Annotated in this window: 10 protein-coding genes and 1 pseudogene; 7 read left to right on the top strand and 4 right to left on the bottom strand. The window is 57.1% G+C overall.

Features of this window, described 5'->3' with window-relative positions; genetic code table 11:
- Positions 1-96 precede the first annotated feature (96 nt).
- A complete protein-coding gene (locus ASD31_RS06760) occupies positions 97-318 on the bottom strand; it encodes a hypothetical protein (protein WP_056331190.1) in 222 nt (73 codons plus the stop codon).
- 95 nt (positions 319-413) lie between these two features.
- Here ASD31_RS06760 and ASD31_RS06755 point away from each other — a divergent pair, with 95 nt between their 5' ends.
- The 6 genes from ASD31_RS06755 (at position 414) to ASD31_RS06735 (ending at position 4,344) form a co-directional block, all read left to right on the top strand.
- Complete coding sequence (locus ASD31_RS06755; RefSeq protein WP_056331188.1) at positions 414-731, top strand: hypothetical protein; 318 nt, start codon at positions 414-416, stop codon at positions 729-731.
- Between the two features lie 25 nt (positions 732-756).
- The gene (locus tag ASD31_RS06750; protein ID WP_056331185.1) at positions 757-1,050 is read left to right on the top strand and encodes a hypothetical protein; all 294 of its coding nucleotides are present in this window, start codon (positions 757-759) and stop codon (positions 1,048-1,050) included.
- Between the two features lie 162 nt (positions 1,051-1,212).
- Positions 1,213-1,659 (top strand): IS66-like element accessory protein TnpA, encoded by a 447-nt coding sequence (gene tnpA, locus ASD31_RS25290; RefSeq protein ID WP_162251140.1) that lies wholly within the window; start codon positions 1,213-1,215, stop codon positions 1,657-1,659.
- A complete protein-coding gene (tnpB, locus tag ASD31_RS06745) occupies positions 1,640-1,993 on the top strand; it encodes an IS66 family insertion sequence element accessory protein TnpB (protein ID WP_056331182.1) in 354 nt (117 codons plus the stop codon). The genes tnpA and tnpB overlap by 20 nt, the downstream gene beginning before the upstream one ends.
- Positions 1,994-2,045: 52 nt before the next feature.
- Positions 2,046-3,635: an IS66 family transposase gene (tnpC, locus tag ASD31_RS06740; protein WP_056331179.1), complete on the top strand. Its 1,590-nt coding sequence runs from the start codon at positions 2,046-2,048 to the stop codon at positions 3,633-3,635.
- 100 nt (positions 3,636-3,735) lie between these two features.
- Positions 3,736-4,344 carry a hypothetical protein gene (locus tag ASD31_RS06735; RefSeq protein WP_244483779.1) on the top strand — a complete coding sequence of 203 codons (609 nt, stop codon included), beginning with the start codon at positions 3,736-3,738 and terminating at the stop codon, positions 4,342-4,344.
- Positions 4,345-4,362: 18 nt separating this feature from the next.
- Here ASD31_RS06735 and ASD31_RS06730 read toward each other — a convergent pair whose 3' ends face one another.
- The 3 genes and pseudogenes from ASD31_RS06730 to ASD31_RS06725 all read right to left on the bottom strand — a co-directional run bounded on the left by ASD31_RS06730 (position 4,363) and on the right by ASD31_RS06725 (position 5,284).
- Positions 4,363-4,635 carry a hypothetical protein gene (locus ASD31_RS06730; protein WP_056331174.1) on the bottom strand — a complete coding sequence of 91 codons (273 nt, stop codon included), beginning with the start codon at positions 4,633-4,635 and terminating at the stop codon, positions 4,363-4,365.
- 150 nt (positions 4,636-4,785) lie between these two features.
- Positions 4,786-4,998, bottom strand: a complete 213-nt coding sequence (locus ASD31_RS26680) for a hypothetical protein (RefSeq protein ID WP_082520451.1) — start codon at positions 4,996-4,998, stop codon at positions 4,786-4,788.
- Between the two features lie 17 nt (positions 4,999-5,015).
- Positions 5,016-5,284: pseudogene (locus ASD31_RS06725) on the bottom strand (hypothetical protein).
- Between the two features lie 1,049 nt (positions 5,285-6,333).
- Between ASD31_RS06725 and ASD31_RS06715 the strand changes: the two are divergent.
- A complete protein-coding gene (locus ASD31_RS06715) occupies positions 6,334-6,993 on the top strand; it encodes a class I SAM-dependent methyltransferase (protein ID WP_162251139.1) in 660 nt (219 codons plus the stop codon).

The following is a 6,993-nucleotide window of genomic DNA, read 5'->3' as shown; positions in this document are numbered from 1 at the left end:
CATCAGCCGAAGCTTGGATCATGATCGCCCACATTCGCCTGATAACCAGACGGCTTGCAAGGTATGGATATCGTTGAATGCTTTTCGAATCCGACTCTAAGAGTGCAGCACCCGCTCAAAGAGAAACTGAGGGTCACCCTCATCGTCAAACAGGTGACAGGCTCCCGTTATTTCCACGGTCGTGAAAATCTCATCGATCCGATTTTCATCGTCCGTCACCATCATCAGGGCATCGCGGACTGCGCTCGCCGATAGCACTCTCGGGTGTCGGATCATCGCCCCGTCAAGCCAGGTGCTCATTCGAATCGTCGCCAGCATCTTCGATCTCCTCTGATGCCTCACTATCGCGCCGGCCCGGACATCGGGCCATCGCGACAATTCGCCATGTCCATATTAGCACAAAGGAAATCATCATGCGCACTCTGCTCCTCACGGCGGCGGCATGCCTCGCGCTGTCCGCCTGTACCACCACCTCGATCGAAACCGCGATCCAGAAAAACCTGCCCAGAACCTGCGACCTGATCGAGACGGCGCATGTCGCGTTCTCGGCCGTCGCGGTCACCGGCAAGATCTCGGCGCGCACGGTCGCGCGGGAAGCGGCGGCCTATGATGGCGTCGCCATCCTCTGCACCGATGCTAACCAGGCCACGGCGGCCGACGCGATCGTGCGCGTAGCGCAGGCCTATGTCGCGATCTCCACGGCGCTCAAAGAAGCCCGCGCAGCCGACTGATTTCACCAACCGAAAGGACACGACAATGAACATCACCAACTACCTGCCCGTCATCCTCCGATACGCCATCGTCTGGGCGGCGGCCGCGCTCGCCACGCGCGGATTCATCAGCGACGATCAGAGCGCCGTGCTCTCGCAAAACATCGACGTGATCGCCGGCGCGCTGATCTCGCCAGGCACGGTTGTATGCGCTGTTCAAGCGGCCTTCTGCCAAAGCGCTCGATGCGGCCAAAGCGATCGACAAATCCGTGCCGCCAAGGCGGATGTGACGATCGAGACGCCGGGCAACGCTCCGGATAACGTCGTGCCGGCGAAGTGACTGCGACCTGAATTGACATCGAGACGAGGCGGCGGAAAGAATGGCGGATGATATGAACGGCAACGAAGCTCACCGGACCGTAAGCGCGAATTTCGCTGCACCTTTTGTATTTGAGTGAGCTTTGGCATGTGGTGTCCACTTAAAAGAGGTGGACACCACGTTATGGATGAAGGTCAAAAACTGGCGGTACGACTGGTCGGTCGGAACGGAAGACGCCGCTTCGATCAAGGGTCGAAGGATCGCCTTGTTGCAGCCTGCCTTGAGTCCGGCGCATCGGTATCGAAACTTGCGCGAGAACATGGGGTCAATGCGAACCTCGTTTGGAAATGGATCAGGAAGCACACCCAGGCCCATCCGTTATCGCCGTCTTCGACATCTGCGTTTATCCCCGTTGAGGTCGCGGCCCCGAGCAGGGAGTTCGAAATTGAGATGCCTGCCGCGGATCGCGAAGAGCGATTGCCGAGAATGGACAGGAACGGCCCACTTTCTTCTCCAGCAAAGGTGAGCGCGTCCCTGCCCAATGGTGTGAGACTGACGCTGGAGTGCAATGATCTCAGCGGATTGACGGCGATAATCGGAGCGTTGGGTCATGTTCAGACTGGGCGCTGATCTGAAGGTCTACCTGCATCGGGAGCCGATCGACTTCCGGGCCGGCATCGACAGCCTTGCGGTCTTGGTCCAGGAGACGATGGCGCTGGACCCGTTTGCCCCTGCGGTGTTTGCCTTCTGCAACCGCCGGCGTGACCGGGTGAAGCTGCTGTTCTTCGATCGGTCGGGCTTTGTGCTGATCCTGAAGCGGTTGACGGAAGACAAGTTCCGATGGCCGCGCCGAGAGGTGCCGGTGGTTACACTGACGACCGAGCAACTGCACTGGATTCTCGACGGGATCGATATCGATGCGATGATCCGCCATCCGGTACGGCAATATCAGATCGCCGGCTGAGGTGGCATGTTGATCTGTTGACGCGGCGACGCGGTTCAGATTCAAAACTGGGATGACCCGAACCGGCGACCCTGATGTTGCAGAGCTGATGGCGCAGTTGGCGGCAAGTGCTGCCGAAATCGCTGCGCTCAAAGCCGAGAAGGAAGCGCTGTCACGGCGGGTGGTCAAGCTGGAAGAGGAACTGGCGCTCGCAAGGCTGCATCGGTTTGCACCCCGCAGCGAAAAGCACGTCGATCGCCTCTTCAACGAAGCCGAAGAGGCCGCAGACGAGAATGATCCTGATCATGGCGACGACGTCGCCGATCTCCCGGATACAGGCCTGCCGGCGGTCGATAGCGCGGCGGGAAAGAAGCGTGGCCGCAGACCTCTGCCAGTAGACCTGCCGCGCGAGCGTGTCGAATACGACCTTCCCGAGGCTCAGAAAGCTTGCCCTTGTTGCAATGGCCAAATGCATCGCATGGGCGAAGCCGTTACCGAGCAGCTCCATATCGAGGTCAAGGCAAAGGTTCTGCAGAACGTGCGGTTCAAATACGCCTGTCGACATTGCGACCGCACCGGCATCAACACGCCTGTCGTGATCGCACCGATGCCACCGCAACCATTGCCGGGCAGCATCGCCACCGCCTCCACGCTGGCCTTCGCACTCGTCCACAAATACGTCGATGGCACGCCGCTCTACCGCGTGGCTCAGACATTCAAGCGTGCCGGCGTTCCGATCAGCCGGGGTGCTCTCGCTCATTGGGTGATTGGCTCGAGCGAGAAGCATCTTCCCCGCATCTATGATGCACTGAGATTGCGGCTCAGGTCGCAGCCTCTCATTCACGGTGATGAGACGACCGTTCAGGTGCTGAAGGAAAAGAATAAGGAAGCCACCAGCACATCGTATATGTGGGCTTATCGCAGCAGCGAGGATAGTAACGAGCCGATCGTGCTTCTCGACTACCAGCCCGGTCGCGGTCAGATTCACCCGCAGACCTTCCTTGGCAAATACCGCGGCATACTCATGACGGATGGCTACACAGCCTGGCGCACCTTCGATGGTGCCACCCATGTCGGATGCATGGCTCATTCCCGGCGGCGCTTTGTCGAGGCACTCAAAACCCGGAAGAATGGAGGCGGACCGCCGGAACAGGCGCTCCGGTTCTTCGAACAGCTCTACCGGATCGAAAAGCAGGCGCGAGACAAAAAACCCGAAGCCGGTGAAACGCAGTCCGATTGCAATCGCCGTTTCCGGCAACAGCACAGCTTGCCTGTCCTGAACGCACTCAAGTCATGGCTCGACAATATCGCGCCAAAGGTCGTGCCGGATACCAAGCTAGGCGATGCCGTCTCATACACCTTGAACCAATGGGATTATCTGACGCGCTACATCAGCGACGGCAGGATGCCGATCGATAACAACATTCTGGAACGCGACATCAGAGTTTTTGCGACCGGAAGAAAATCGTGGCTGTTCAGCGATACCGCTGACGGAGCCAAGGCCAGCGCTGTGATCTACAGTCTGATGCTGACCTGCCGCGCCTGCGGCGTCGACCCACTCACCTGGCTGCGCCATGTGCTCACTGAGTTGCCTCAGCGCGAGAACGCCGCCGACGTCGGTGACCTGTTGCCATTCAACTTCTCCAAAAAGTCTGAGGCCTGATAGAGCCGGGTATCGCTACGCAGGAGCGACCGGGTCAGCGACGCCCCCTTACGTCAATATGCACGGAAAATCGCGCTTACACCGGACCTATACGGATGCAGTGACAGCGCAGCTGGGCGAGCGGGTGACCAATCTCGGCCGCCGGCAGACCGACCTTGAAGCGGAAATGCGAACCGGCTTCAAGCAGATGGAATCGGCTCTCAGCGCCTTGGGCGCGGAGATGCGGAATTCCACCGCTGCCCTTTCCACCAACATGGCCGAGCGCAACAAGCCGCAATGGCAGGCGCTCGGCGTACCGCTCACGTTTGCGACCGTGCTGGGTGGATTGGCCTATATGCCTATCCGTGAATCAACGAGCGACCTCAAGGCTTCTGTCGCCATCATCTCCGAGAGAATGGTGACGCAACAGGAAATGGAATGGCGCACGGCGCGCGGTCAGGAGGATCGGGCGCGCAGTGAGACCGCGATCACCGATCTGCGAAATTCGCAGGTTCCCCGCCTGGAGCTCGATCGCGTCTTTATGGGTTACGATCAGCGGTTCGGAGATGTGCAAAGGCAGGTCGATGAACTGAAGCAGGCCCAGGGCGGTATCTACGGCGCCCGGGACATCATCATGGACCTTAAAGAAAACCAGCAGCGGCTTGAACGGGAACTGGGACGACTGGTTGGCATCAATGGCCGGCCGGCCGATCGACCGCTAGGGCAGTAAGGCGGCAATTGGTGCTGGCTATCGCCCTATGAACGACGGCTTATGGCGTTTACCGTGCGCGCTATTTTCTGATGCTCGGTCCATCTTGGCGCCGATCATACTGCCGATGATAAGTCCAACCGTTCCGACGATCATCGCTGAGAGTATCTCCGTCAATCCCGAGGTAAGAGTCCAAACTGTTGTCACCAAGGATGCAGTCAGATAGCCAAACGGAAAAGAAAATAATCCGAACACGACGGAAAGCCTTAGTTCGTGCTGATGTTCTATCCTGATTTTGCCGAAGACTTCCATGGCTGATGCTTCTTTTTTGTTTGCCCCGGGACTGGGCAATTGTGTAACGGGCATGCTGCTCGGCCCGGTTGGTTAGGAGCCTCGGCCGAGATTTTCATCCTTGCACGGGGGTGTGGATCGTCGTCGCGCAGCGCATAGGTTCATTTTCTTCTAGCGGATTGAGGTGGCATGCGTCGCGGTCAAGTTATCCTCTTTCGAAACGCGCTCTTGCCGAGATACTTCATTGCGAAGCCGGTATTGTGGAGACCGGTCCAGGACTGGCAAAAGGGCGGTTATCCGGTAAGTCTCTGCCGCTTCAGGGAAAAGCCCCACTAGACTCAAAAGACGAACCTCCGTTCCGATGGTAAATTTGTGATGGACCATGAACTAAACTCCCATTCCTACCGAGGTTCACCAATGCCATCGCGGCGGTGCAATTCTTCAATGGCTTCCGCATCAACCGGTAGCATGCGGGCTACATTGCCGTTCGCTAATGTTGGGGGATGGTGATGAATGTCGCGACACGACGGTAAGCAAGCCAGGAAATCCCCTCGATCAGCTCTTCGTCTTCACTCAATTCGTAGTCGCCGGCCCCCAGGGGGGATTCGAGACCATCCAGCAATGCCGGCGCGTTGAAATGAACGGTTCTATGTTTCGTTCGCGTCGTCATGGCAGGCGTAACCTCCGCAACATCGTCCTTCATTCCAATGGTCGGTAGCACACCGACAGTTGCAGCGCGGATTGTTACCGTGTCCTCGCTTTCAGGACGGGCTCAATCATCGCGGCATTCGATCGAATACTACCAGGGGAGATCCTTGAACGTGATGAAGGCGACGAACCCCAGGCTGAGTGCCGGGCTCGATTTGATCAAGAAGTCTATATATCGGAAGCGGCGAACTGAGCCACATGCGTTCATCCATTGAATATTATAGAAAGTGGAAGACATCGATGGTCCTCCTTTACGATTGGGGAAGGGAAATCAGCCCTTACGCGGCAGCGCCCGTGTTGATGGCTGCCGACCGTGGGACAGTGCGCGCTAAAGAAGTTAATAGCAAACGCTTTATGAAGCTGCCGAGATGAGGCCGTGGAACTGCGTCCAGGTGTGAGACGATTGATTGAGTCATGGCCACCCGAAAACATCTGTGATCCACGCAAAGCGATGGGTCCGAAGAACACCAGGTAGCCGAAGATGGCTAACGCGATAAGCAAGATGCGCTCTTGAAGTTCTGACACTTCCGCCTCCGGGGCTACACCCCTCATTCGCCCCTCAAAACCTCGTCCTTCGCATCTAACACGATCTTCTGCGTCCAGATCATATCGGCAGCATCAAGTAGCGCGGCCTTCACCTCTTCGTCAGTGCGGCGGCATGCGGACAGGGAGACAACGGCCTCAGATTACGCCCCTCGACGAAACCTTCGACCAGTCGATCGGCGCCGCGCAAAGGCAGATTGATGAACCGAAGCAGGCCCAAGGCGGCATCTATGGCGCAAGAGACATCATCATGGACCTGAAGGAAAACCAGCAGCGGCTTGAACGCGAGCTAGGGCGGCCTGTCGGGATCAATGGCCGGCCGGCTGAGCGGCTACCGGGGCAGTAGGTCGTGTTAGAAATGTCATTTGACTTTAATGGTCGGCGTAGATGTGGAGAGGTTGATTGTTCAATTCTTACTAGGTAAGCCGTTGCCACAACAACCTCACAGAATTTTGCATCGGGGCGCGCGTGTTAAAGAGACCGCTTAAGAAACTTGCGAAACGCTTATCGCGCAAGCCACTAAATATTGGATTGTCGGAGTTCGTCCGAGCAATCCCCTCTGGAAGTCGGGTTCTGAATATCGGCGCGGGGGGTGAGGTAATGGATGTAATAAAATCCAATGTCGCGCCAGGCGTCCTTATTGTCAGTTCCGATATCGATCCGAAGCGCAAGCCCGATATTGTCGACGACTTAACGGCTACAAAACTGGATGCCGCATCTTTTGACTATCTCATCTGCGCAGAAGTTATCGAGCATGTTGTTGACCCATATGCAGCGGCAGAGAATATTCGCCACATCCTGAAGGAGAATGGGAAAGCATTTGTGTCGGGCCCGATGTTATTTCCTCTCCACGACGCACCCTATGACTTTTTTCGATATACCGAGTTCGGGTTTCGCAAGCTTTTCCAGAATTTCTCGGGTGTGGATATTCGCGCTCGGGCTAGCTGGGGGCGGACGGCGATGCATCTCTTGGTGCGCAGCTTGTGGTTCAAGGACAAGCGGATAGATGTGGCTGTGCAGCTCCTATTCCTGTGGAATTTGCCGATGATGCTTATTTTGAAGCCGATATTAGGGCGCGTCACTACACCCTACTTCACAACAGGCTTCAATTGTATCGTGACCAAGTAA

This window comes from Rhizobium sp. Root482, assembly GCF_001426565.1.
GTDB lineage: Bacteria > Pseudomonadota > Alphaproteobacteria > Rhizobiales > Rhizobiaceae > Pararhizobium.
Note: the sequence above shows the minus strand (reverse complement) of the source record. Positions and strands in the feature narration are given on the sequence as shown.